This window comes from Paraburkholderia sp. MM5477-R1, from assembly GCF_050436385.1.
In the GTDB taxonomy this organism is placed as follows: Bacteria; Pseudomonadota; Gammaproteobacteria; order Burkholderiales; family Burkholderiaceae; genus Paraburkholderia; species Paraburkholderia tuberum.
The window spans coordinates 1,545,092-1,567,031 of the sequence record NZ_JBNDMC010000006.1; the positions used below are offsets into that span (position 1 = coordinate 1,545,092).

At 60.6% G+C, this 21,940-nt stretch carries 21 protein-coding genes and 4 pseudogenes; 10 read left to right on the forward strand and 15 right to left on the reverse strand.

What is annotated here, in order from left to right:
• Positions 1 to 62 precede the first annotated feature (62 nt).
• On the forward strand, positions 63 to 1,085 hold the full coding sequence (locus OKW35_RS25575) for an NAD(P)-dependent oxidoreductase (RefSeq protein ID WP_429553489.1): 1,023 nt from the start codon (positions 63 to 65) through the stop codon (positions 1,083 to 1,085).
• A gap of 71 nt (positions 1,086 to 1,156) precedes the next feature.
• Here OKW35_RS25575 and OKW35_RS25580 read toward each other — a convergent pair.
• Positions 1,157 to 1,342, reverse strand: a pseudogene (locus OKW35_RS25580) (IS6 family transposase); the annotation flags it as partial.
• Positions 1,343 to 1,684: 342 nt separating this feature from the next.
• On the opposite strand from OKW35_RS25580, the gene OKW35_RS25585 reads away from it, so the two are divergent.
• From OKW35_RS25585 to OKW35_RS25625, 9 genes are all read left to right on the forward strand, one after another.
• On the forward strand, positions 1,685 to 2,563 hold the full coding sequence (locus tag OKW35_RS25585; protein WP_429553490.1) for a transporter substrate-binding domain-containing protein: 879 nt from the start codon (positions 1,685 to 1,687) through the stop codon (positions 2,561 to 2,563).
• 33 nt (positions 2,564 to 2,596) lie between these two features.
• Positions 2,597 to 3,460, forward strand: a complete 864-nt coding sequence (locus OKW35_RS25590) for an amino acid ABC transporter ATP-binding protein (RefSeq protein ID WP_429553491.1) — start codon at positions 2,597 to 2,599, stop codon at positions 3,458 to 3,460.
• Positions 3,461 to 3,469: 9 nt separating this feature from the next.
• On the forward strand, positions 3,470 to 4,141 hold the full coding sequence (locus tag OKW35_RS25595; protein ID WP_429553492.1) for an amino acid ABC transporter permease: 672 nt from the start codon (positions 3,470 to 3,472) through the stop codon (positions 4,139 to 4,141).
• A gap of 6 nt (positions 4,142 to 4,147) precedes the next feature.
• A complete protein-coding gene (locus tag OKW35_RS25600; protein ID WP_429553493.1) occupies positions 4,148 to 4,807 on the forward strand; it encodes an amino acid ABC transporter permease in 660 nt (219 codons plus the stop codon).
• A gap of 78 nt (positions 4,808 to 4,885) precedes the next feature.
• Positions 4,886 to 5,920 (forward strand): proline racemase family protein, encoded by a 1,035-nt coding sequence (locus OKW35_RS25605; RefSeq protein ID WP_429553494.1) that lies wholly within the window; start codon positions 4,886 to 4,888, stop codon positions 5,918 to 5,920.
• A gap of 175 nt (positions 5,921 to 6,095) precedes the next feature.
• Positions 6,096 to 6,650, forward strand: coding sequence for a cupin domain-containing protein (locus OKW35_RS25610; protein WP_429553495.1), 555 nt, complete (start codon positions 6,096 to 6,098; stop codon positions 6,648 to 6,650).
• Complete coding sequence (locus OKW35_RS25615; protein WP_429553496.1) at positions 6,650 to 7,429, forward strand: alpha/beta fold hydrolase; 780 nt, start codon at positions 6,650 to 6,652, stop codon at positions 7,427 to 7,429. Before OKW35_RS25610 ends, OKW35_RS25615 begins: the two co-directional genes overlap by 1 nt.
• Complete coding sequence (locus OKW35_RS25620) at positions 7,426 to 8,286, forward strand: aspartate dehydrogenase (protein WP_429553497.1); 861 nt, start codon at positions 7,426 to 7,428, stop codon at positions 8,284 to 8,286. The genes OKW35_RS25615 and OKW35_RS25620 overlap by 4 nt, the downstream gene beginning before the upstream one ends.
• A 14-nt stretch (positions 8,287 to 8,300) precedes the next feature.
• Positions 8,301 to 9,053 (forward strand): SDR family oxidoreductase, encoded by a 753-nt coding sequence (locus tag OKW35_RS25625; protein ID WP_429553498.1) that lies wholly within the window; start codon positions 8,301 to 8,303, stop codon positions 9,051 to 9,053.
• Positions 9,054 to 9,272: 219 nt separating this feature from the next.
• Here OKW35_RS25625 and OKW35_RS25630 read toward each other — a convergent pair.
• The 14 genes and pseudogenes from OKW35_RS25630 to OKW35_RS25695 form a co-directional block, all read right to left on the reverse strand.
• A pseudogene (locus tag OKW35_RS25630) lies at positions 9,273 to 9,515 on the reverse strand (porin); the annotation flags it as partial.
• Positions 9,516 to 9,544: 29 nt separating this feature from the next.
• Positions 9,545 to 9,787, reverse strand: a pseudogene (locus OKW35_RS25635) (IS30 family transposase); the annotation flags it as partial.
• Between the two features lie 390 nt (positions 9,788 to 10,177).
• Positions 10,178 to 11,033 (reverse strand): annotated as a pseudogene (locus tag OKW35_RS25640) (oxidoreductase).
• Between the two features lie 333 nt (positions 11,034 to 11,366).
• The gene (locus tag OKW35_RS25645; RefSeq protein WP_429553499.1) at positions 11,367 to 12,122 is read right to left on the reverse strand and encodes an SDR family NAD(P)-dependent oxidoreductase; all 756 of its coding nucleotides are present in this window, start codon (positions 12,120 to 12,122) and stop codon (positions 11,367 to 11,369) included.
• Between the two features lie 263 nt (positions 12,123 to 12,385).
• The gene (locus OKW35_RS25650; RefSeq protein ID WP_429553490.1) at positions 12,386 to 13,264 is read right to left on the reverse strand and encodes a transporter substrate-binding domain-containing protein; all 879 of its coding nucleotides are present in this window, start codon (positions 13,262 to 13,264) and stop codon (positions 12,386 to 12,388) included.
• 628 nt (positions 13,265 to 13,892) lie between these two features.
• On the reverse strand, positions 13,893 to 14,243 hold the full coding sequence (locus OKW35_RS25655; protein WP_429553500.1) for a DUF3085 domain-containing protein: 351 nt from the start codon (positions 14,241 to 14,243) through the stop codon (positions 13,893 to 13,895).
• 45 nt (positions 14,244 to 14,288) lie between these two features.
• Positions 14,289 to 16,586: an SNF2-related protein gene (locus OKW35_RS25660; protein WP_429553501.1), complete on the reverse strand. Its 2,298-nt coding sequence runs from the start codon at positions 16,584 to 16,586 to the stop codon at positions 14,289 to 14,291.
• A 118-nt stretch (positions 16,587 to 16,704) separates the two neighbouring features.
• Positions 16,705 to 17,316 carry a hypothetical protein gene (locus tag OKW35_RS25665; protein ID WP_429553502.1) on the reverse strand — a complete coding sequence of 204 codons (612 nt, stop codon included), beginning with the start codon at positions 17,314 to 17,316 and terminating at the stop codon, positions 16,705 to 16,707.
• Positions 17,317 to 17,606: 290 nt separating this feature from the next.
• Complete coding sequence (locus OKW35_RS25670; protein WP_429553503.1) at positions 17,607 to 18,059, reverse strand: hypothetical protein; 453 nt, start codon at positions 18,057 to 18,059, stop codon at positions 17,607 to 17,609.
• A 74-nt stretch (positions 18,060 to 18,133) separates the two neighbouring features.
• The gene (locus OKW35_RS25675) at positions 18,134 to 19,240 is read right to left on the reverse strand and encodes a DUF6094 domain-containing protein (protein ID WP_429553504.1); all 1,107 of its coding nucleotides are present in this window, start codon (positions 19,238 to 19,240) and stop codon (positions 18,134 to 18,136) included.
• A gap of 66 nt (positions 19,241 to 19,306) precedes the next feature.
• Positions 19,307 to 19,867: a DUF3275 family protein gene (locus tag OKW35_RS25680; RefSeq protein WP_429553505.1), complete on the reverse strand. Its 561-nt coding sequence runs from the start codon at positions 19,865 to 19,867 to the stop codon at positions 19,307 to 19,309.
• 272 nt (positions 19,868 to 20,139) lie between these two features.
• A complete protein-coding gene (locus tag OKW35_RS25685; protein ID WP_429553506.1) occupies positions 20,140 to 20,559 on the reverse strand; it encodes a hypothetical protein in 420 nt (139 codons plus the stop codon).
• Positions 20,560 to 20,793: 234 nt separating this feature from the next.
• Positions 20,794 to 21,381: a hypothetical protein gene (locus OKW35_RS25690; protein ID WP_429553507.1), complete on the reverse strand. Its 588-nt coding sequence runs from the start codon at positions 21,379 to 21,381 to the stop codon at positions 20,794 to 20,796.
• 83 nt (positions 21,382 to 21,464) lie between these two features.
• On the reverse strand, positions 21,465 to 21,884 hold the full coding sequence (locus OKW35_RS25695; protein WP_429553508.1) for an antirestriction protein: 420 nt from the start codon (positions 21,882 to 21,884) through the stop codon (positions 21,465 to 21,467).
• Positions 21,885 to 21,940: the final 56 nt, after the last annotated feature.

The window sequence follows — 21,940 nt, forward strand, 5'->3', positions numbered from 1 at the left end:
ATCTGGGGTGAGCGGCAGTCGGCTGCCGCGCCTACCTGTGCGAGGAAGTCAAGGACATTGATATGACCAGAATTTTTCTGACGCACAGCCCTAACGCGTTGAAGAACTACTACGGCGAACGGGCGCTCGCGCAACTGAGGACCTTAGGCGAGGTGACCCTGAATTCACAAGCTCGACCGCTCGCGCCTGAGGAGCTGGTACGCGCCGCGGCCCGTCACGACATCGTGGTGTCGAGCCGCGATGTCGCCGCGCCCGCCAGCCTCTTCGAACACCTGCCTGAACTGCTCGCGTTTTGCCGGGTTGCCGTGGATATCCGCAATATCGATGTCACTGCCGCCAGCCATCACGGCGTGCTTGTCACGCGCGCGACGCCTGGTTTCGATGCATCGGTGGCGGAGTGGATCGTCGGTGTGATGATCGATCTGAGCCGCGGGATTAGCGCGGCCGTGTCTGCATATCGAGAGGGCTGCGTGCCCGCGATCCAGATGGGGATCGAGTTACGTGGCGCGACGCTTGGTGTGGTCGGATATGGCTTCATCGGGCGGCGGCTTGGTGCGCTGGGTCTGGCACTGGGCATGTCAGTCATGGTGTGTGATCCGTTTGCGCCGGCGATCGAGTCGGGTGTCGAACACGCTTCGTTTGATGAGGTAATGGCGCGCGCGAATTTTGTCGTGTGTCTTGCACCGGCGACCCCGGAGACGGCCGATCTGTTTGATACGGCTGCGTTTGCGCGCATGCGGCCAGATGCCTATTTCGTCAATGCGTCGCGCGGCGAACTCGTAGATGAGGAGGCGCTGATTCACGCACTCAATTCCGGCGTAATCGCGGGTGCGGCTCTAGACGTCGGGTGCGCTCCGGACCAGATGCCGAGCCCGGCACTGGCTTGCCATCCGAAAGTAGTCGCCACGCCCCACGTAGGCGGCCTCACGCCACAGGCCATCGAACATCAGGCATTCGACACGGTGAGGCAGATCAGATCTCTGCTCGCCGGTACCGTGCCGGATGGCGCAGTAAATGCCGAACACGCTGTAAGGATTGGCCGGTTGCCAGGTTTTCGGGGCCTGCTCGACGGAGCGCATTCATGAATGGCGGGCTTTATGGGTTTGAGCTTTAAGCCAGCGCACGCGCATATCGTTTCCGTCCCTTGTTCCGCCCGGTTATTCAGCCCCGTGTGCCGGCGTTGTTTACCCTTCGGTCCGAGAACCCTGTTCTCCGGCGCATACCTTTTGAGCTTGTCGGTGATCAACCAACGCAGTGCGTGGCCGTGCTTCCTGAGCATCTTGTGCACCAGACGCCTGGCCGCGTGCGGGTCACGCCGAGTTTGCGCCAGCACGTCGAGCACCGCATGTTCGGCGGTGTTTCTGCAGCTGATTCATCTTCCGAACATCGCTCCCTTGCACGACCTTGGGACAATACCGGTCTGAATATGTAATCCTTTACGATCTGTTTTTTTTCATCTAGCATGTTCCCACACACCCGTATTCAAAGGTCATAACCCCAATACACAGCGCATTCAGGCGGTCTTTTTGGCCGCTTTTTTGGATATGATTTGTAATCGATTACCAAGCTGGGCGAATGAGTGGAGGCTCATGGATGTCGCGCCCGCGAGGCTTCTATCCTTTCCGGATGCAGCGCCGCCAAACCAATGTCTGTCTGTCCACATACCTTGGAACCTGTGACTATCATGAACACCATCCGCACCACCGGGGCTCGGCAGATCCCCGTCAGCAAAGCGCTGCGCACGATGCTGAAGTTGATCCTGCTGGGCGCCTGCGTCGCCACCGGCATCAACAGCGCCATCTCGCCTGCCAGTGCCCAGGAGCCCGCCTTCGCGTCGATCCGCAAGGCCGGCGAGCTACGCTGCGGCGCAGCGCTTGCGCCTCCCTTTGTAGTGCGTGATCCCAAGACCGGCGCTTACAGCGGGGCGTTCAGCGACCTCTGCCGGAAGTTCGGCGAGGACGTTCTGAAGGTGAAGGTCAGGTTCGTTGACACGACATGGGACGACATGGTGGCCGGACTCCAGACCGACAAATGGGATCTGGCCATGTCGATCAACCGGACGCCGGCGCGGGAACAGGTCATCAATTTCTCGACCGCAGTACTGCGCAACGATACGGATTTCGTCTACAGCCGCTCCGACCCGAAGCTGCCCGCACAGATCAGATCGGTGGCTGACATCGACAAGCCTGGCGTCGTCATCGCGGTGGTCCAGGGCACCACCGATGACAGGGCCATCACACCGGCGATCAGGCAGGCACAGATTCTTCGCCTGCCTGACGCTGACAGCACCCGCCTGGCCGTGATTTCCCATCGGGCCGATCTGCTTGCCGACCAGTCCGAACCGAACCTGATCTTTCAGGCCGCGCATCCAGACTGGGCAGCAATCTTCCGGCCTGACCCGCCCTTCAACCTGCAGGATGTTGCCTTCGGCCTGAACAAGAGCTACACGCCGGCTGACCTGAACCTGCTCAATCAGTTTATCGAGCAGCAGACGAAATCGGGCTTCGTGCAAACGCGCGTGGACGCTGCGGTGAAGCAGGCGGCGCAATCGGTCAGGCAGTAACCATTCTGGCTGCACCCGTTGGCGAGGAAGGAAATGGAACAAGTGATGAAAGTTGGCCGGCAGACGATGGACGACAGCAGCGCAGCACCCTTCCAGGAAGAGCGGGAAATGGCACAAACGCGCCCTCATGCCGGAGCACATCCGCTCCTCCGGATGAGGGACCTTTGCAAGCAGTACAGCCCGACCCTGAAAGTCCTGAAGGGGCTCAATTTCGACATGCAGCCCGACGACCGCCTTGTCGTGATCGGGCCGAGCGGCGGCGGCAAAAGCACCTTGCTGCGAGTCCTGATGGGCCTCGAGAAGATCGATGGCGGCAGCGTCGAGTTCGATGGTCAGCCCTATTTGTCTGTCGGCCCGAAGTCCGGGCAGACCCGCATGAATCTGGCGATCCGTAAGCGGATTGGCATGGTGTTCCAGCACTACACGCTTTTCCCGCATCTGGATGTCCTGCGCAATCTCACCCTCGCCCCCTGCAAGACAAAAGGCGAAGCACGAGACGTGGCCGAAAAGCGGGCGCTCCAGCTGCTGGAGCGCCTGGGGCTCGAAACAAAGGCTCGCGCCTATCCGGCGCAGCTTTCGGGCGGGCAGAAACAGCGCGTTGCGATTGCACGCGCCCTTATGCTCGACCCGAAGCTGATGCTGTTTGACGAGGTCACGTCCGCGCTGGACCCCGAGCTGGTCGCGGAAGTGGAACTCGTGATTCAGGAGCTCGCCGTACAAGGCATGCCGATGATCATGGTCACGCATGACATGTGGTTCGCGAAAAAGGTCGCGTCCCGCGTACTTTTCTGTGCGGACGGCGTCGTGATCGAGTCCGGCACGCCCGAGCAACTGTTCAGGAACCCACAGCATGCCCGGACCAGAGAGTTTCTCAACAATGTCCTGCACGTCGATTAGGGGTGCACTGTGACTTACTCCTTCGACTTTTCTTCGATCTCATCCGGGCTGGACGCTCTGTGGCACGGCCTCGCGATCACATTGGTGATCGCGCTTTGCGCTAACGCGATCGGCGTCGTCACCGGCTTCGTCGTTGCGATGCTGTCGCAGGCTAACTCACGGCTGGTTCGCGCCCCGGTTTCCGCGTTCATCGAATTTTTCCGATGCACGCCGGCGCTCGTGCAGGTGGTCTGGTTCTTCTATTGTGTGCCGATCATCTTCAACGTCTTTCTGACTCCGCTGACGATGGGCATCCTGGTCATCTCGCTGAACCTGACCGCATTCAACGCCGAAGCTTACCGCGCGGGTATCCAGTCAGTGCCGACGGAGCAGCACGATGCCGGTGTCGCGCTCGGTTTCTCACCGCTTCAACGCGCGATCTACATCGTTCTGCCGCACGCTTTTCGCCTCGCGTTTCCAGTGCTTGCCACAAACGGCATTCTAGCAATGCAGCAGACATCCCTTCTCTCCGTCGTAGCGATCCAGGAACTGATGTATCACGGCAAGGAGCTTGCGTCCGAGATCTATCGGCCACTCGAGGTTTTTACGACCGTTGGGCTGCTGTACTTGGCCGTATCGCTGGCTGTCGCGCAGATCCTGCGCGGCGTCGAGCGTTGGCGCGCTCTTCACTATTCGGTGTGACAGACGATGAAGTTCAATTTCCTATTCCTGATGGAGTACATTCAGCCCGTGCTTGCTGGGCTGGCCCTAACGGTCGAGCTTACCGTAGCGTCGTCGGTCGCCGGGATCGTCCTCGGTTTCATCGCGAGCCTGTTGCGCACCTACGGGACCATTCCTGTGCGTGCTGTGGTCACTGGATACGTTGAAGTATTTCGTGGCACGCCACTGCTCGTGCAGCTGTTCTGGTTTTTCTTCTGTCTACCGCTCCTTCTTCATGTTGACATCGGCGTGCGCGCCGCATCGATTACGACGCTGTCTTTGTACATGGGCGCAATCACATGCGAAACATTCCGTGGATCGCTCGCGTCGATCAGGAAGGAAGAACTGGACGCCTGCGTTGCGCTCGGTCTCGGCAGGATGACGCGGATTACACACATTGTCCTGCCGCTGACCTTTATCCGCGCGATGCCGACTCTGCTGTCGAATGTCGTTAGCCTGTTCAAGGAAAGTGCGCTGGTCTCCGCGCTCGGCATGGCAGACCTGATGTTTGTCAGCCAGAACATCGCGAATACTAGTGCAAGGCCGGTTGAAGTACTCACCAGCACAGCGCTCATCTACTTCGCCGTCGCGTTTCCGCTTACGCGATGCGTCAGCGGAATCGAACGAAAAGTGCTGCAGCGCTTCTAGTCGAAAGAGAACGCTGCTGGTCCGCGGTCGACCGGCAGCAATTTGCGGTTACGCCGCATCAGATATGGAAAGAAGCTTATGAAAATGAAGCGGATGATCACGGTTGTCGGCGTTCACACGGCCGGAGAGCGGAACGATGTAATAACTGGTGGTGTACTCGACGTGCCTGGAAAAACGATGTTCGAGAAGATGCGTTATCTCGAGACCGAAGCGGACGACGTGCGCAAGTTCCTGCTGCAGGAACCGCGAGGCAGCGTGACCCAGTCCGTCAATCTCGTGCTGCCGCCCTGCGATCCCCAGGCCGATGCAGGATTCGTCATCATGGAATCGGAGTACTACGTACCGATGTCCGGCAGCAACACCATCTGCACTGTGACGGCGTTGCTGGAGACCGGCATGTTACCAATGCAGGAACCCTACACGAATCTCGTTCTCGAAGCGCCGGGCGGACTTGTCAAAGTGCAAGCAGAGTGTCGCGACGGAAAATGCCTGAACGTGCGCTTTGCCAATGTGCCCTGTTTCGTATTCGGGCTGGATCTTCCCCTCGAGGTTCCGGGCTTGGGCACGCTTACGGTGGACGTCGCGTACGGCGGAATGATTTACGTGCTGGTCAATGCGGCGTCAGCCGGATTTTCAGTTGCGCCCGATGAAGCCGCTGACATGGTGGAAATTGGCGAAACGATCAAGGCTGCGGCGGCGGAGCAGATACCGGCGGTGCATCCCGAAATGCCTGAGATTCACACCATCAATCAGACAATGTTTGCCGGGCCGATCGGGCGCACGCCTGCGGGCCTGTCTTCCAGGAATGGCGTAATCGTATCGCCGGGCAGACTCGATCGCTCGCCCTGCGGCACAGGGACGAGTGCCCGGCTTGCGGTGCTGCATGCGCGCGGTCTGATCTCGCCCGGCGAAAAGTTCCTTCATAAGTCGATCATTGGAACCGAGTACACCGGTGAGATCATTGAGACGCTAACGGTCGGAGGTAAACCCGGCATTCGCCCGGCGATAACAGGCGGTGCGTGGATCACGGGGTTTCATCAATACGTCCTCGATGACTCGGATCCCTTGCCGACCGGCTATACGCTGAACGATCTCTGGAAACAGAGAGCCTGATCGAGTCGTACGCGCAGCAGAATTCGGCATAAATTTGAAATCGATTACTCGGTCGATGCTGAAACGGCAAATGGTGATCAGTTTGCGCCCGCAATCGTAGGCATCAATCGCTGCCATTGTGGTGTAATCGATTTCTCGACAATTCATTACACGTCATTTTGAACGGAGAGTCAGCATGAGCGATAACCCCGCTGAAAAGGAGTCGTCGAAATCATCGGCACAAACAGAGGCAGCACGGGCGGGCGGCAAATTCCTCCTCGTGCATCCACGCGACGAAGAAAGTTACTGGCAACCGCAACCGGCCAACGGCTACGCGTCCGTACACGTGGCGCCGCATCTCGTTCCGATGGATCGCCCCTTTTCTACCGGAACCCAGACCGTGCCGCCCGGCGGGTTCGTCCGGCTGCACTCGCATACCGACAATGAAGAGGTGCTGCACTTTATCGCCGGCCGCGGCAAAGCCATCCTAGACGGCGAGGAGCATCGGCTCGAGCCTGGCATGACGCTTTTCCTCGGCAAACTGCGTACGCACACCTTCATTAACGATGGTGACGTCGACCTGCATTGGGCGTGGTTCTTCCTGCCGTCAGGGCTCGAAACGTTCTTTCGCGAGATCGGCCGGCAACGCACGCCTGGCGAGCCAGTCCCTGAATCCTTTGCACGGCCGTCGAACGTAGCAGAAATCGAAGCCCGCACAGTCTTCACCGTTCCGGCCAAGAGGGATCACTGATGGAAGGCCACACGGGGTCGGGCGTCTATTACGAGACCGTCGGAAGTGGCGATGCGGTTCTGTGCATCGCGGGTCTTGGCGGTCACGCATCGTTCTGGCGGCCAGTCGCAGAACTGCTATCGGCACGCTTTCGTGTGATCTCGTTCGATCATCCCGGCGTCGGCAGCAGTGCGAAGGTCGAAAGTCAGCGCATTCCCCTGATCGCGGAAGCGGCGCTCGAGGTGCTTGACGCAGAAGGCGTGCGTAACGCGCATACGGTGGGCCACTCGACCGGCAGCCTTGTCGCACAGACGCTGGCGCTTGACCACCGCGCGCGGTGCAGGAAGATCGTACTCAGCGGAGGCTGGGCAAAACCCGACCGCCGTTTCAGGGATCTCTTCGTTCTGCGCAGCCTGATGCTCGAAAAACTCGGTACGAGGGCCTATTCAGCGTTCGCGCGGCTCAGCGGCTATGACGCCCGATGGTACGAACAGCATGTGGCCGCGGGTCCCTTGCAGTTCGAGGGCGAAGATCAGTTCGACGTGCAGACGGTTCTGCGTCGCATCGATATGCTCCTCGGTTATGAGCGCTCGGACGAGCTCTCCTTCCTTGAGATCGAATCACTCATCCTCGGCGCCCGGGACGACTTCATTGTCCCTTTTTACCATTCCGAAGATCTCGCGCGCCGCATCGGCAACGCAATGCTCGTCGAGGCTGAGGGTGGTCATTTTTTCCCTCAGGTCAATCCGGAAGCGTTTGCGAGCCAGGTGGCCGCTTTTCTGGATGCGAGGTCAACATGACTATCTCCGCGCATGGCCGGCTGCCGCGTGGAACGGCCAAGGAATCCGCAGTGGGCCGTGAACGGATTGCAATTATTGGCATGGGCGCAATGGGAAGACGCGTCGCGACGGCGCTGCAGGCGCTGGGCACGACACCGTTCGAACTTTGCTGCCTTGTTCGCGCCGATGCACCCGACACCGATCAGCTGAAGCGAACTTTCGGAATCGAGATCTTCCACGACGTCGATGCTCTCGTTGGGTGGCACCCGACACTAGCGGTCGAGTGCGCGGGTCATGCGGCAGTGGAGGAGACGGTAGTTCCTCTTCTAGGGCACGGGATTGATGCCATCGTCGTGTCGGTTGGTGCCCTGTCCTCGCCGTTTCTCCGGGAAATGATCGATGACGCTATGAAGGTCGGGGGCTCACATCTGACGCTGGTTTCCGGCGCGATCGGCGGCATCGATGCGCTGCACGCAGCTAGGATGGGTGGACTCGACTCCGTACGGTACACGGGCCGCAAACCGCCCAAAGCTTGGATCGGATCACCCGCAGAGACGCAATTTGACCTGGTTGCGATGGATAAACCTACTGTCATCTTCGACGGCACCGCCAGCGAGTCGGCCCGACTCTATCCGAGGAACGCCAATGTCACTGCAGCCGTCGCGCTAGCTGGTGTCGGTTTCGAAAGAACGATCGTCACCATGATGGCCGACCCTGGGGTCGACAGAAACGTACACGAAGTCGAGGCAGTCGGCGCCTTCGGACATCTGACAATCCGCCTCGAAAACAACCCATTACCGGACAATCCGCGGACTTCCTGGCTCGCTGCAATGAGCATCGAAGACGCGGTTTTCCGTCGCCTTGAACATTCAATCTAGTGATGAGAAACGAAATGCGACTTGAAGGAAAGGTAGCACTTTTAACCGGCGCAGCCTCTGGAATCGGAGCGGCAACCGCCGAACTGTTCGTTAAGGAAGGGGCCAAGGTGGTCGTTGCCGACCGCAATATCGAGCAGGCACGGCGCGTCGCTTCAGCGCTGGGCGACCGCGCCCTCGCCGTGGGTGTCGATGTTGTTATCGCCCAGCAGATCAGCGATGCCGTCGGCGCGACCGTTGAAGCATTCGGTGGCCTCGATATTCTGGTCAATAACGCCGGACTCGGTATCCGGGGGAGCGTGGTGAGTACGCTGGAAGAGGACTGGGACCGGATCATCGACGTCAATCTGAAAAGTGTCTATCTCTGTTCAAAGTATGCGATCCCCGAGATCGCAAAGCGCGGCAAGGGGGCGATCGTCAACATCTCGTCCACGGCGGCGATGTGTGGAATTCCCGACCGAGCCGCCTACGTCGCATCGAAGGGTGGAGTCGCCGCTCTCACTCGCTCCATGGCGCTCGATCATGCAGATCAGAACATTCGCATCAACAGCATCGCACCGGGCGTGATCTGGTCGAGCTACTACGAAAAGATGCTGAAGGAAGTGCCCGATCCGGAGGGCTTTGTCAACGGACTGAAGGCGCGGGCGCCGATCAACCGGATGGGCCAACCGCACGAGATAGCGACGATGGCTCTGTTTCTCGCGTCGGAAGAGTCTTCGTTCGCGACAGGAGCGATTTTCACGGTGGACGGCGGCTACACCGCACGATAGCAAACGAGGGTCGCACGGGTATTGTCACCTTGTTGGGGGGTTGCAGGTGATGCGCCGCTCCAAATTAGCGCGTCACCTGCAACGTTTTGCTTTCGTCCATGATCACGTCAGCTATCTGTTCATGGATTGCCGTTATCACGCGCACGCAAAGCAGGAGTGGGCGTTTCACGCCCTGGCCCTCGAGGCTTGGGAAAGCGTGACGGGCGCTCCAATGCTCGAGAGACCCCCGAATTGACCCGGCGCCGTCACCGGTTGCAAGTAGTCGATAACAGAATCGTACTGCCGGCCGAGCGTCACTGTGCCCAACTTCGCGTCAGACAATCCGACATACGCTTGCCGCCCAAATTCAAGGCCACCTTGCCTGAGTTGACCGTTTTCGAGGCTGAAACCGTTCTCCAGTTTGAAGATCGCGCTGAGACCGCCGCCGAGAGCTTCACTCCCACGCAGGCCCCATCGGCTTCCGTATACACCGTCGTATGTACCATCGCGCAAATCGAATCGCCCGCGACGAGACCTCGCGAAATCTCCTCGCGTTCGGCAAGCGTCAGCGCCAGCCTGGATCGCTGGCGGGGTGCCGGCTGGATTCCTCCAGTTTGCGCCAGAATTCCCTGTACTGACGAGTGATTGCGGTCAAATAGCTGGGCGATGTGCTGCAACGACTCGCCTTTACGCCAGCGTTCCCACATCAATGCCTGCTGGCTTTCGCTGTAATAGATCCGGCGCCTCTGTTTCATTTGCAACACCCCCGCCGCTCATGCGACGTTCATTGTGTTGCATCGACCGGTTGAATCCGCCAACGCCAACCGGGCGTTCGTCGCGATCGCGCTGGCGAACGTCTACCTGTCGCGCAAGAAACTGATGGCACCGGTACGCCCATAGTGGGCGAAAGGCGGGCAAAGTGCCCGCCCAACAGGCCTGCGAGGGCCGAAAAGCAATGGCTTAAGCTCGGCCTCATGAGTTGGCGACGTTCAAGTCGCTGACACGTCGCCGATTTAGTGGCTTGTTCAGCTTAGCCCTAGATGAAAAAAACAGATCGTAAATGATTACACACTCAGATCAGGGGTTGTCCCAAGGGCGACCTTGAAAGCGTCGGCGCTGGCGGCTGATCTGAGAACACGTTGACGTCACCTCGTCCCCTCCGGGAAATCCGCGCCCACGGTCGTCGCTTCCCATGCGTCGAAGTCCTTGCGCAGCAGATCGAGCTTCTTGCGCGCCAGTTCGAGCGCGGGCTTGCCGAGCAGCAGACGCAACGGCGGCGTGTCTGACAGTGCGGCGTCGATGATGGCCTGTGCGGCGCGCACCGGATCGCCCGCCTGGTTGCGCGCTGCGCGCGACGGTCTGCTTGCGACGCTCGCCCGCGGTGGGGGCGTAATCCTCGATCTGGGTCGCCGATTGCTTGATCGACGAGCCTGCCCAGTTGGTGCGGAACGGGCCGGGTTCGACGATCAGTACGTCGATCCCAAGCGACTTGACCTCGGTCGCCAGCGATTCGGAAATGCCTTCCACCGCGTACTTGGTGCCATGGTAATAACCGGTAGCGGCAAAGCTGGTTAGACCGCCGATCGACGAGACGTTGACGATCAAGCCGCTACGTTGCTTGCGCATCACCGGCAGCACGGCCTTGGTCATATCGACGAGGCCGAACACGTTAGCCTCGAACATGTCGCGCACCGCTTCGTCTTCGCCTTCCTCGATAGCGGCGAGATAACCGTAGCCGGCGTTATTGACGAGCACGTCGATGCGTCCGAAGCGCTGCTGCGTCGCTTTAACGGCCTCGTCGATCTGCGCGCGCTGGGTGACGTCGAGCGGCAGCACGAGTGCCCGCTCAGCGTGGCCCTCGGCAATGTCCGCCACTTTCGCTGGGTCCCGTGCAGTAACGACTGCGCGCCAGCCGCGTGCCAGCACCAGTTTCGCCAGTTCGCGGCCGAAGCCTGTGGAACAACCAGTAATCAGCCAGACGGGGTTGTCTCGATTCATCATTTGGGAAACTCCTGTTCGTTTTGTAAAGGCAAAGGGAGTGAAGGTGCAAGGCGGAATTCGCATCCACGATGAGGGGTTGTCGTACTTTCCGTGCAGAATATGGCGATAGCAGCGCGCAGAGCCGCTTGCAGCAAGCCTCGGCCGTTCGGTCGCTTTCGCGCAATCAGCGATGTCGCGAGTACTTGATCAATATGATTTTTCAGGATCAAAGCGCCAGATTTTGCGCGAAAAGTATGGCGCCCCATGCTGGAGCGACTTGCCGTTTAAATTACGCATGCTTACATACGGTGGGTTCGAGCGCGTACCGCTCGACAACTTGACAGTACCCCCTTGTCAAGCCATGTACTGGCCGCCGTTGACTTCGATTACCTGTCCCGTCACATAGCCGGACAATGTTTCGGAGGCCAGGTAGATAAACGCGCCGACGCACTCGTCAGCGGTGCCAACGCGACCCATAGGGATGGTTTGACGCATCGCCTCAAGTAGCGCGGGAGAGGAAAACTTCTCATGAAAGGGTGTGGTGATCACGCCGGGTGACACGGCGTTGACGCGAATGCCCTGACCGACCAGTTCTTTAGCCAGATTGCGGGTCGCGGTACTGACGAACCCTTTTGATCCGCCGTACAGGCTCGAGCCTGGGCCGCCGCCGGTTCGCGCAGCAATGCTGGTGGCATTGATGACGGCAGCCCCCTTTTTCATGTGCGGCACGGCGAACTTGGTGCACATGATCATCGAGCGGATGTTGACGTCGATCACATCATCGAACGTCTCATCGGTGATTTCGGCGACCAACGTGCGCTTGACCAAGCCGCCTGCGTTGTTGATCAAGACGTCGATGCCTTTGAAGCGTTCTACGGTTTCCTTGATGACTCGTTCGCAGTCCGTAGTGTGCCGTAAATCGCCTTGAACCACGATGGTATCGCCGCCCAGACGATCCGCCTCCACGGCGACTGCCTCCGCGGCTTCGCGTGACGTGTTGTAGTGCACGGCCACCCTGCAGCCTAATGCGCCAAACGCTTTCGCGCATGCCGCACCGATGCCCGTAGAGGCGCCGGTTATCAATATTGCCTTGCCTTTCAAATCTTCCATGAATTCATTCTCTTTAAGGAGATGTCGAAAAATAAGCCGTTGGAAGGGGACAATGCGATGATCGGCAGGTGAGGTCGATGACGCTTGGCGGCCTCAACTTCAATGCCCTGTTCGGTGTGAGCGCGGCGTTGCTGCGCGCATTCGGCCTGGTGAAGCCGAATGCGGACGCCTTATGGTGCTGCGCTGCTGTCGTCCATCGTCTGCCGGCCAACTTTCATCACTTGTTCCATTTCCTTCCTCGCCAACGGGTGCAGCCAGAATGGTTACTGCCTGACCGATTGCGCCGCCTGCTTCACCGCAGCGTCCACGCGCGTTTGCACGAAGCCCGATTTCGTCTGCTGCTCGATAAACTGATTGAGCAGGTTCAGGTCAGCCGGCGTGTAGCTCTTGTTCAGGCCGAAGGCAACATCCTGCAGGTTGAAGGGCGGGTCAGGCCGGAAGATTGCTGCCCAGTCTGGATGCGCGGCCTGAAAGATCAGGTTCGGTTCGGACTGGTCGGCAAGCAGATCGGCCCGATGGGAAATCACGGCCAGGCGGGTGCTGTCAGCGTCAGGCAGGCGAAGAATCTGTGCCTGCCTGATCGCCGGTGTGATGGCCCTGTCATCGGTGGTGCCCTGGACCACCGCGATGACGACGCCAGGCTTGTCGATGTCAGCCACCGATCTGATCTGTGCGGGCAGCTTCGGGTCGGAGCGGCTGTAGACGAAATCCGTATCGTTGCGCAGTACTGCGGTCGAGAAATTGATGACCTGTTCCCGCGCCGGCGTCCGGTTGATCGACATGGCCAGATCCCATTTGTCGGTCTGGAGTCCGGCCACCATGTCGTCCCATGTCGTGTCAACGAACCTGACCTTCACCTTCAGAACGTCCTCGCCGAACTTCCGGCAGAGGTCGCTGAACGCCCCGCTGTAAGCGCCGGTCTTGGGATCACGCACTACAAAGGGAGGCGCAAGCGCTGCGCCGCAGCGTAGCTCGCCGGCCTTGCGGATCGACGCGAAGGCGGGCTCCTGGGCACTGGCAGGCGAGATGGCGCTGTTGATGCCGGTGGCGACGCAGGCGCCCAGCAGGATCAACTTCAGCATCGTGCGCAGCGCTTTGCTGACGGGGATCTGCCGAGCCCCGGTGGTGCGGATGGTGTTCATGATAGTCACAGGTTCCAAGGTATGTGGACAGACAGACATTGGTTTGGCGGCGCTGCATCCGGAAAGGATAGAAGCCTCGCGGGCGCGACATCCATGAGCCTCCACTCATTCGCCCAGCTTGGTAATCGATTACAAATCATATCCAAAAAAGCGGCCAAAAAGACCGCCTGAATGCGCTGTGTATTGGGGTTATGACCTTTGAATACGGGTGTGTGGGAACATGCTAGATGAAAAAAAACAGATCGTAAAGGATTACATATGCTGGCACGCCGCATAACGCGCGACCGGCGGCACGTGTCGCGCCCACATCTGGATACCGAAAGTACGCATTCGTCGAAATCGGACGCACATGTTCACCGCTGCCGTCGGCGATCGGCTGGTCTGAAGCGGATAGCGGACATAGCAAGGTCAATGGACGAACGGCGGCTTTGGCCGAATTCCAGTCTCGCAATGCGAGTCAACGAACGTCCGTTGCACCTTGGAAGCCGCCCTATATGTCGCGCCGGGTCGACGGGCCGCAGGGGGCGATCAGCGGCATCCACGGAAATCCGCGATGAACCGGAAAAAAATGCGCCCGGTCCCGGAAGGGATCAGGCGCTTTGAATGGGAGCGAAAAGGAGCGCGACCTTCAGGACTGCGGGGCGACAGCGTTGAGGTAGACGTAGCCGGTATCGGCTTCGATCTGGAGATCGAAGCCTGCGACGATCACGAGGTCGAAGACCGCATCGTTGCAATCGAGATACTCGACGAAATCATCGCCGCCGAATTCTGCCCGGGCGCGCTCCCACCAGTCGTCGAATGGCACCGTATCGGGATTGCATTCGACAGCCCACGCGATGATGCTGCGCCGGCCGTTGTCGATTTCGCCTCTCTCCGCGAGCATGTAGACGCCGTGATCCTTGACCAGCACGATTCGACATTGCTGTTTGCGGGCTTCGCAGATGACGGGGCGCAGATCCGCTGCAATGAGGTGGATCATGATGAATTCCTCCATGAGGGGATGGGTTAGGAGATGAGGTTCCGGTTATTCCTGACTCACCAGTTGCCGCGCGAGCGCAACTTCGATGCTCTCTCCGCCCTGATTGAGGATGTCGAGACCGGACTCGGGCATGTCGCCGGAGGTGGACTGCGAGACGGCAATCTTCTGTCCCATCAGCTTCAGACACCGCATCTGCGTTGTGGCCTCGTAAGCGAGAAATCGCACGGTGACGTCATGCGTCTGACCGATACGCCAGCTCCGGCGTGCAGCCTGTTGAAGCGTGTAGGTATTAAAGCCGGACTGAAGAAATGCAATCGTCGGGAATTCAAGAAGATCGAGGCCAGTTTTGACCAGTTCGGGGTTCGTGATGATGACTTCGGCGCCACGCTCCAGCTGGTCGGCGACCCAGTCCTCACGCTTTTCCGCAGGCACACTCGCACGAAGCACGGATGCCCTGACACCGACCGCATCGAGAAGATTCTTCAGTCGCACCGACGTGTCGCGCGTGCCGGTATACGTCGTATAGACGAGCGTGCGCCGGCGGTTCAGCAGTTCGCCGCGCACGAGTCGCAGCAGCGTTTCTTCCTTGGGACCGGGTTGATCGTCGCGCAGTAATGCAGGCACGCTGGCCAGGATCCGCTTCGTGCGAGGGTGCCGCACGATTTCGGGCCGGAAACAACATTCCGGCCACGCGAGCAGCGCATTGAGCACCACGCCGAGCAGACTCTTGTCGCCGCAGCGTAACGCCGCGCGCAATTCTGATGTCAGTGTCGATTCGAGCGAGCGATACGCTGCCGCCATTTCCTCAGTCAGCGCGACTGGCAGCAGGGATTCGTCATAGGGCGGCAGGACGTTCTGGCCAATTTGCGAGAGCTTCAGGAAGGCTGTATACGGCACGACGTACCGCATGATGCCCTTGGGGCCGAAGCCCGGACCTTTCACCGTCGAGACGCTCTTGCGGTCGCCTTTCGCGGTGCGGTGCGAGCCTTCGTCGACCTGCTTGTGGATGTCGATGAGCACGCCATGCTCGCGCATGAACGCCATTGTTGCGGCCGCCATTGAGCCGTTGCTGTTGTAGTTAAACCCGTCGTCGATCAGCATGGTCGGGTTCAGGCGATAGAGCAGGTGATAGAGGTCGTCGGCGTAGCCGCCCATCAACGTCCCGGTGAGCAGCAACGTTTTCGACGCCTTCCGGGCGAGTACGCCCATTGCCTGGCCCTGGGCGGAGTTTTCGTTCTTGTATTCGTGGCCTTCATCGGCGATGAGCAAACCGAAGTAGCCCTGTGGCAGATACCGCTTAACGAACTCTGAGGCTTGATAGCCGCCCTGTCCGAACGAGATTTCGGTATGGGCGAGGGCGCGCTCCATGCGCTTCGCCTGCCGGTCCGAGAACACGAGTTCGCCGCTGTCGTCCATCAGGTTGATGAACTCGAACACGTTGTCCTGCAGCATGTCCGCGAGCATCGATTCGCCGAAGCGGGAGAGCAGGCGTTCGGCGGTTTTCTCGCCGACGGTCGGCATCTGTAGCAGCGCTCCCTTCACGAGCTCACGCATCGACCGCGTGCCCTGGCCTTTCGGTGCCAGAGTCCACAGGCGTTCGCCGCAACCGCACGCGCGACGCTTCTCGTTGAGCGCCGGCCGAGCCTGGGTAGGTGTCAGCGGATTGCCGTCTTCGTCGCACACGAACTCGCCGCAGGCAGGGCAGCAGGCAAATACGCGCGTGATTGCGTCAGTCTCCATATCGAGCGTTGCGACGCGGCGCGCGAAGGCAGGCTTCCAGTCGAATCCCATGCGCATGCGCACGCGGCCGAGAATGAAAAACTCGGGTACCGTTGGCCTCGAACGCATGATACGAAGCTGTAGGAGCTTGCGCAGTGTGTCCGGGCCATTGAGGATCCAGACGCGTGCACCCGGCACCGTCGTTCTGATTTCGCGACGCCACTTGTAGACGAGATGCGGCGGTGCGATGACGAGCGTGCGCGGATAGCCGCAATGGTGGAGAAGGACGGCAACGCCGATGCCCATCAGCGTCTTACCGGTACCCATTTCGGCATTGATGACACCGCCCGGTGCGTGTTGCGTCAACAGTGTCGTGATCGCGTGAATGACTTCCCGTTGCGCCGGGAACGGTTGTCGCGACAGTTCGTCGAGCAGTGCGTCCCATCGTGAGGGGCGTTGCCCATCGTAGATCGACGGGTTTTGTTGGCGGACGGCATCGAGCAGTCCGGCGCCAAAGTTCGAGATGAAGTCCGGCAGGGCGATCACGTCGCCGGCGTTGTCGTCGGCTGTGATGTCGTCATGTTCGGCATCGCCGTCGACGACGGCGGATTGCAGATCTTCCATGATGCGTCTCCAGAAGATGCGGGCCACGTGCCCCCGGGACGGGGCGCAGGTCCCGCAGATTAGGAAAATAAAGAGAGGGCCGCCAGCGCATCCAGGGGCGGCAAGACCGGCGGAGGGGTTAGTCGATTGCGAGCGCGCCGCTGCGGACCAAGCTGGAAATCGCCTGGGTGAAGGAGCCAGGGAGTGCGATCCGGAAAGCGTGGATGCGTCCGACGGGTGAGTAAGGTGTCTCGTCGAGCCTGCTGACCATTTGCGCTCCGAGGCTGGCGAGGACCAGGGAGCGCCAGTGCGGCAGCAGCGGTATCGGACTGAGCTGTTCAATCAGCGACCACACGCGTGCTTCCAGCGACGCCTCGTCGTGCGCCTGCGTCTCACGGTCAACCAGCAGCCATGCCGAGCCGGTGGCTTTTGACGGTGTCAGCAGCGAGTCGTCGTAGATCCACGTATGCACGAGGTTGCCGAAGAGGTTGTCCTTCGGCAGACGACCGCTGTATTTGTCCAGCCGCCGCGGATCGCCGATAGGTACGGTGACGAGCGGCTGGCTGCTGTCGGGGTCAAGCAGGGTGATCTGACGGATGCCGCCCTCCTGGACGCCCAGATGTAGCGAGGCGTAAAGCTGCTGAACGGCGCCATCGCGACCGAATACGGACACGAAGGCGAGCTCGCCGTCGGGTGCACGCACGCAGGCATCGATGAAGATGTCCTGCAGTTCCTTGATGGGATATAGCATGGGGTGCTCCAGCGTGAATGCCCGGCGCACCCACCGGGCGCTGACCCGGGCGGGTTAAGGAAAATTCCGGGGCGTCCGCGAGGGAGCCGCCGCTGCGCAGACGAAGGCGCCGGAAAAGAGCAGCTGGGGTACGGCTGAAGGTGTCGCGTCACGGGCGACAACGGGTCTGCTACCGGCAGACCAGCGGGAAAACGTGCAGCGCGAAGCGCTTTCCTTGAGTGTCCTGGTGAACGGTCGGGGAAAGCGCCCTGGAGACAGGGCGCACAGAGGTGTAGAACGAAAGGCCGCGGTCAGCAGCCAGTCAGCGTTTCGAGCAAGGCGCGAAGTTCACGGACCTGTCCGGCCGTGAGGGTCGTCGACATCAAGGCTTCGGGATGCCAGGTCTCGATCGCTGCTGCTTGAGGCAATCGTTCGTCGACGAGTCGTGCGAACGCGAGGAGTTGGTGTGCGGCTGCGTGCAGTCGCACAGCACGGACCGAGACGTCGGCGGCCGGCCATGCCGTGACGCCCGTCGCATCGAAACTGAGGACCTGTCCGTCGAGTTCCTCATAGTCGTCGTAGAGCAGCGGCATGTTCGGTGCGTCATCCCACAACGTACCGGCGTCGAATGCCGCACGCGCAATGGCGCAGGCCGCCTCGGCGCTGGCGGCACGGATGCCGACGACGACCCGGTGCGTGTGGTCGAGGCTATAGCCGACCAGGTAAGCAGGCAGTGGCTGGTTCGTGGGGCTTGTATCAGTCATGATTCGGGTGTCCTTGCAGGCGGAACCCGCCCCCTGCGGGGCCAGGCCCCGCAGGGTTGAAGAAGTGACCCGCATTAGCGGATCGTGACAACGCGGCCGAGATTCGGGCCGGGCGTGAAGTCAATGCCCGCGATCGTGGGAACGAACCGGTCGCGCATCAGGATCGTGGTCCGGATATCGCCTTTGTCCGTTTGCTCGATCTGGACTTCCTGCTCTTTCTGCTTGATGGTGTCGCCGCGGATGAGCAGACGTGTGCCATCAACGCCGGTGACCACACCGGTAATCTGGCCGGCCGCAAGCGCGAGGGCGAGGTGCCAGTCGGACAGGTCGCGCAGGGGACGGCGAGGCGTGACCGCCTTTGCTGCGAACATCGCAGCGAACTGCGGCCAGAGCGTGGCGTGCTGCAGGCGTTGCAGTTCGTGCTCGAGCTGCGGCGCATCGATCCGTGTGGACATGAAGACCTGTTCACCGGCGGCCAATGGAATGCAGTACGGCTGTGCCGTCCAGGTCTCTGGCTGTTCAGGTGGCAGTTCGCCGTCGCTGATGCGGGCGAGACGTGCGGCGAGTGCAGTGTCGACACCATCCGCCCGACGCTTGACGCCGAAGAGGACGAGCTGTTTGAACGTCTGGTCGGGGGCGAGAAACACTTCGACGCGTGTGAAGTTCCGGGCGATCATCGTGGCGAACTCGCGGTCCATCACGTAGTACGGCACGATCAGCACGAGCACGCCACCGAACGCGAGCCAGGGAACCGCCTTCAGATAGAAGAGCTTCTCCAGACGGTCCGGCTGCCGCTCGCCAGTCTGGGCCTTGTCCGATACGACGTCGCCATACGGCGGGTTCAGGAACAGCAGCCCCATGCTGCGGGCGGTGATGAACATGTCCTGGATGTCGGTGTGTGCCACGGTCTCCAGGACATCCTTCGCGTGCCATGCACGCTCGCGGTCATACTCGACGCCAAATGCGCGGATCGCATCAGGTGTTGCGGACTGCCTTCCCAGTGCGTCCTTTAGCTCGTGCAGCGCGACGCCTTCGCCGCAACATGGATCGAGCAGCCGTACGGGGCGGTCTGGATCGGCCAGCGCGAGCGCCGGGATGATCCGTCCGAGCGTGACGGCATCGGTCGGGAAGTAGCCGTTTTTCACGAAATTTCGGGCGAGACGGGGAAAGATCAGGGCCATGTCGATCTCCAACGAATCGTGGCGTGCCGTTCGCCGGAAGGCCCGGCACGCCGCAAGTGGAAGGAATCAGGCTTTCAGCCAGGTCTGGCTGGAGGCCTGGAAGGCGTAACCGAATGCGCGAAGCTGGTCGCGTTGCTGACGGAACACGCCGCGGTCAACGGTTGGGTCGAGCTTCACTGGCTGGCTGGCGACAATCGCATCGGCCAGCTCGGTTCCGAACAGGTCGGGCAGATACAGCTCGCCAGAATCGCCTTCGGTTTGCGCGGGGGACGGCCCTTGGTCAGCATGGGCGGTGGCTGCGCCACTGGGTATGCGTTCCTCGTCGGCCGGATCCGGCTCGGTCGAGGACGGTGCCTGACCGGTCTCGCTGAATGGCTCATCGTTGTCGAGCTGCACATCGGCGAGCCTCGCGCGGATCTCGACGGTGACCTTGCCGTACCACACGTAGCTGTGCGGATAGATCTTGTCGATCAGGAACGTACCGGTATAGGCGCCGGGCTCGAACTGCTCGAGCACTTTGTCCTTGACCTTGAATTCGCCGACAGACGTGGTTAGTTCGCCGACCTGGAACGGGCCGTTGCTGCCCTTGATGGTGCGCACGTCGAGCGTGCCGGAAAGAGAGATCACGATGCCTCCAGAAGGTGAGGCGGGACGCACCTTCGCGGGCATGGCGTCCCGCGGGATGGGTTGAAGAGATACGGATCGATTCTGTCTGCCAGCGTGACGGGCAGGTAACCGATGAGCGCGCCGGAAGAGGCTGTAGCTTTCACATGAAGCGGCGACGCACGGATCCGCATCGAACGGATCGAGAGCAATGGGTCTTCACCGAAGCGCCACCGGTGCGGCGCTTCAGAGATGACCTGGCAACCAGGCCACGCGCCTATGCGGCATGAACGAACCTAGCTAGTGGGTTGCCGGGCAGGTTCGCTGGAGCGTCGTTGCTGGACGATGTGATGAAAGAGCCGGGGCGGAAAGCGGAACAGCTGACCGCCACTTTCGACGATCCACGTGCGATGATGCCGGCTGACGACGACGGCCTCGGTGATCGACAGCCCTTTGAGCGTTAGCATGTCGCCGGGCCTCAACACACGCGAGCGCGCCGCATGCCACACGCGGACCTTTTCGCGCCATGCCGGTGAAGCGGGCGGGACCATCTCGAGATACGCGAGCGGGCACGAGTAGTAGAACGGCTCCATTTCCTCGCACAGGTCCTTGTAGCCCCAGCCGGCGCAGCCTCTGTCCCAGGCGAGCAGGTCGCAGCCGATGTAACGCAACGGAGTGTCGCCGGGGCGTTCAATTTCCCAAACCGTCCAGAGCACGTTGCCACTGCTACAGTGGCGCAAGCAGCGACGTGCATAGTCATCGTGCTCCTCATTGCGTGTTAGGCGTGCAATCAGTTGCGCACGCGTCTGTCCATGACTAAAGAGCCATCCCATGGTGTACCTCGCACAGTGCGAGGCATTGCTCCCAAAGCGGGTGTGATGCCCCGCGCGGAATGCACCGCTGATCTGGTGCAGTTGGAAGAATGAGGTGATGCGGTGACAAGTCTCTGGTCACACGCGCCGTTGTGAGCGAAGGTCGCGACCGATGACGGTACGCACCGAGCTGATAACGAAGACTGTCCAGTCGGCAAAATACCGTCCGTCGAAAACGATCGCGCCCCCGTTCAGCACGAGCTGGATCGGCATCGTGATCCTGCCGGTAGGCGTCTGCCCGTCGCGTCCGGCCACGTGCTCCATGTCGGGGAAGAACCGATAACCCTCGAACGGATCGAGGAATTCGAGCTTGAGGTCGCGGGCCTCGACGGTGTGGCAATAACGCAGCCGGCCGATCAGCGGTCCATCAAACCCTGTAACGAGCGGGGACCCAAGCGGATCGTCGCGTCCGTTGAAGAGCCCGAGGTAGAGGCCGTCTGGAAGATCGACGCTCTGCACCGTATAGCGCGGCAATGTGCGCCCGTCGCGGCACTGAAAAACCTGCTGCGACGGCTCGTCGTCATCATCGGGCTGGTCGGCGGCATGAAGCTGTGATGCTGGTTTGTGCTGGAAGCGGCTCTCGCGTGCCAGTGACCCTTGGCGCGTACTCGTATCAAAGCCGCTGATGGCGGGGCGGGAAGCGGTGATGGAAGTGCAGATTGACATCGTTGTCTCCGGGAGTGTGCGGAGACGCGCCCTGCGGGCTGCGTTCCGCAAGACGTGAAGGGGGTGGACCGGGTGTCAGTCCATCAATCGATAGCCGCGAAGATCTCGCGCGCCTCAGGGTGAGATGGAACGAAGGCGAGCAGCCTGTGATAGAGCTCCGTGAAATGCGCGTCTTCTGTCGACCACGCCATGGCGTTTAGTGCGAAGAGGCTGGCAACAATACCGGCGGCGTCACTGCTCATTTCGCCGTCGTATCTGTTGCCGTCGCAGGTGATGGGTAGCGGGCCATCCAGACGAGGCGTCATGTAGAACGCGCCGTTGGACAGCTCGACGTAGTCCCAGAATCCGCCGTGGTAGGTTGGGCACAACGACGACATTGCGGCGTAAACAGCGAATTCGGCGCGGATCATATGCTTGCCGCAGTATCGCGGCAGGATTTCCATACGACGATCCTCGGGCACGATGGTGGCCACGATGCCGTGCGTTTCAGTGGTCTGGTTCATGACATCCTCCGGGAATGGAGCGGAGGATGGCTGCCCGGGCGGGGGAGGCGCATTCC